A 218-nucleotide genomic window follows, 5' to 3' on the forward strand; every position below is an offset into this window, starting at 1 on the left:
TCTTCCGTTCCGCAGCCGCCTTGGGGATAGATGCTATATTATTAACACGCAATTCTTGTGATCCGTTAAACCGACGTGCAGTCAGGGTTTCGATGGGTTCTGTCTTCCTGATACCATGGACTTGGTTGGACGGTTCTCCCAATGAGTTGCGTAAACAGGGTTTCCGTACAGTCGCTATGGCACTCACGGAGAAATCAATCTCTATCGATAATCCTATC

At 47.7% G+C, this 218-nt stretch carries 1 protein-coding gene; it reads left to right on the forward strand.

The window, feature by feature from the left end; all coding sequences use genetic code 11:
- Window positions 1-218: TrmH family RNA methyltransferase (locus HJW02_RS14535; RefSeq protein ID WP_345778211.1), on the forward strand; the 218-nt coding region annotated here is incomplete at both ends.

The organism is Akkermansia sp. GGCC_0220, from assembly GCF_017566105.1.
Classification (GTDB): domain Bacteria; phylum Verrucomicrobiota; class Verrucomicrobiia; order Verrucomicrobiales; family Akkermansiaceae; genus Akkermansia; species Akkermansia massiliensis.